This window comes from Aliterella sp. E5.1 (assembly GCF_057473825.1).
Genome location: NZ_JBYCCV010000284.1, coordinates 1 through 2009, shown reverse-complemented (window position 1 = coordinate 2009; position 2009 = coordinate 1). Strand labels below are relative to the sequence as shown.

The window sequence follows — 2009 nt, the reverse complement described above, 5'->3', positions numbered from 1 at the left end:
GCAAGTCTTGCCAGTTACAACCATTTTTCAGTTGATAAAAGATGCCATCCAAGATTTCGCGCTTGCTCCAGTTAGAAGGTCTTGTTTGCTTCTTCGGCGGTAGGATCTTAGGTAGTAAAGGTTCTATTATTTTCCACTCTTCGTCGGTGAGGCTGCTCTGGTACGGCATGGCATCTGCATTATGTTTTTGCCTTAACGTTACTTCCTTCCAGGGAAAGATGTCAAATGGGTTCTATATTGCATAAAAGTTGTGGTGAAGAACATGGAGCAGGGCCTAACGGCTGGAAGCTCAGCGGCGGCAGGAGGTAAAGTAACCTCTCCACAACAGACACTACCCCATCGTTTGCTCCAACGCCTGGTCAGGTGCCTTGGCCAGACGATGGGAGTGGACAGACTTCCATAGCCTGGATCAAGCCCTGCTCAATGGTAAAGCGATGACCCACGTGCTCATCGGCAAGCACGCCTCCGGTCAGGTCGCGCACGACCTGATGCACTTCGACTAAAATCCGCCCGCCCTCCTCTGGGTGGAAAGCAACTGGCTCAACGTGTCCATCGATCTCGCTCCACTGCTCCGTCCAGTAGGCGCGGATTTCTTCAGGCCCATGGACAAAACCGCCTTTGAACGCCCTCGGCCAGGACACATCGGGAGTCATGAGGATGAGGGTGGCATCAATGTCGCGCGCGTTGAAGGCTGCGTACGCTGCACGTAGCATCTCGATTTCTGGTGCAGGTTGATCTGGCATAAGAGGTAGGTGATGGAGATGGGACAGTGTCTAACTTGCTATTGGACGAATTTTCTCCCTTCTATTGGGATGCTCGCTACTATCGCTTTTTGTGGACACCCCTACAATAGTCTTAGCCTCAACCTGCCGTCTCATCCAATTCTGCTAAAATTATCCTAATCCTGTTTGAGATGTGAAATCTTGACTGGGTTAAAGCCCATCATGAATCATGCAACCTCCACACTCGATTTCACAAACCAACAGGAAGCAGCGCGAGTGCTTCCACAAACACCCCTAGTAGCTAGCTATCATACGGGATGGAAAGGGTTAACCTTCACCCACTACTGCCATCCTCCCCACAAAACGGTGGAGCATTGCCTTCTACAACATTCACTGGTAATCACAGACCCCAAAAGTTGCTTCAAAGCAGAGCGTCGTTTGGATGGCAAATTTAAACAATACGCCCACGGCAACGGTCGCGTAGATGTTATCCCAGCATTTCTAAATCATTGGACAAACTGGGATCAGGAAGTCGAATTTTCGGTGATTGCGATTTGTCCAACATTGCTAAATCAAACCACTCAGGAATTGATGCCGCGTGAAATAGAACTGATTCCACAGTTTTCGATCAACGATCCGGTAATCCAGCAATTAGCCCTTGCGCTCAAGACGGAAATCCAAACGGGTTGTATGTCTGGCAGGTTGTATGGCGAGTCATTAGGAACAGCGCTTGCCGCTCGTTTGGTGCAGAACTATGCAGTCAGCAAACCTTCGCTTGAGTTCAAAGCCAAAGGTTTACCCCAATCACAGTTGGAGCGAGTCATTGATTACATGAAGGCAAATTTGACACGAGATTTATCAATTTTGGATTTGGCGACCCTGACCAGCATGAGCGAATCTCACTTTAGCCGCTCCTTCAAGCAATCAGTGGGAATTGCGCCCTATCAGTATTTGATGCAACAACGTGTGGAACGAGCCAAGCAATTACTGAAACAGCAAGCAATTTCAATTAGCAACATTGCTCTAGACTGTGGCTTTTCAAACCAAACTCACCTAACAAAAGTCTTCCGTCAGATGACAGGGATGACCCCCAAAGCTTATCAAAAGCAATGATCCAAAGTGGCTTTTGGGGTCATAGATCTACGCACTGCAAGATGTAAGTTACTGAATATAAATCCACTGGTACGGCTTATCGTCAAAGAGTTCATACCGTAATGCGCGCATCCTTTGCCAGTCATTATCGCCGAATGATTCCTCAACTACTATTGATGCTAGAGTTTCGCTCCA

Annotated in this window: 3 protein-coding genes; 1 reads left to right on the top strand and 2 read right to left on the bottom strand. The window is 48.1% G+C overall.

The features are described from left to right. Both AC2VE5_RS26330 and AC2VE5_RS26325 read right to left on the bottom strand, forming a co-directional pair. Positions 1-169: transposase (locus AC2VE5_RS26330; protein ID WP_486887409.1), on the bottom strand; the 169-nt coding region annotated here is incomplete at its 3' end. A gap of 190 nt (positions 170-359) precedes the next feature. Beyond that, complete coding sequence (locus AC2VE5_RS26325; protein ID WP_486890508.1) at positions 360-743, bottom strand: nuclear transport factor 2 family protein; 384 nt, start codon at positions 741-743, stop codon at positions 360-362. A gap of 201 nt (positions 744-944) precedes the next feature. Between AC2VE5_RS26325 and AC2VE5_RS26320 the strand changes: the two genes are divergently transcribed. Then, entirely contained in the window at positions 945-1835 is an 891-nt protein-coding gene (locus AC2VE5_RS26320; protein ID WP_486890506.1) for a helix-turn-helix domain-containing protein, read from the top strand. Positions 1836-2009 lie beyond the last annotated feature (174 nt).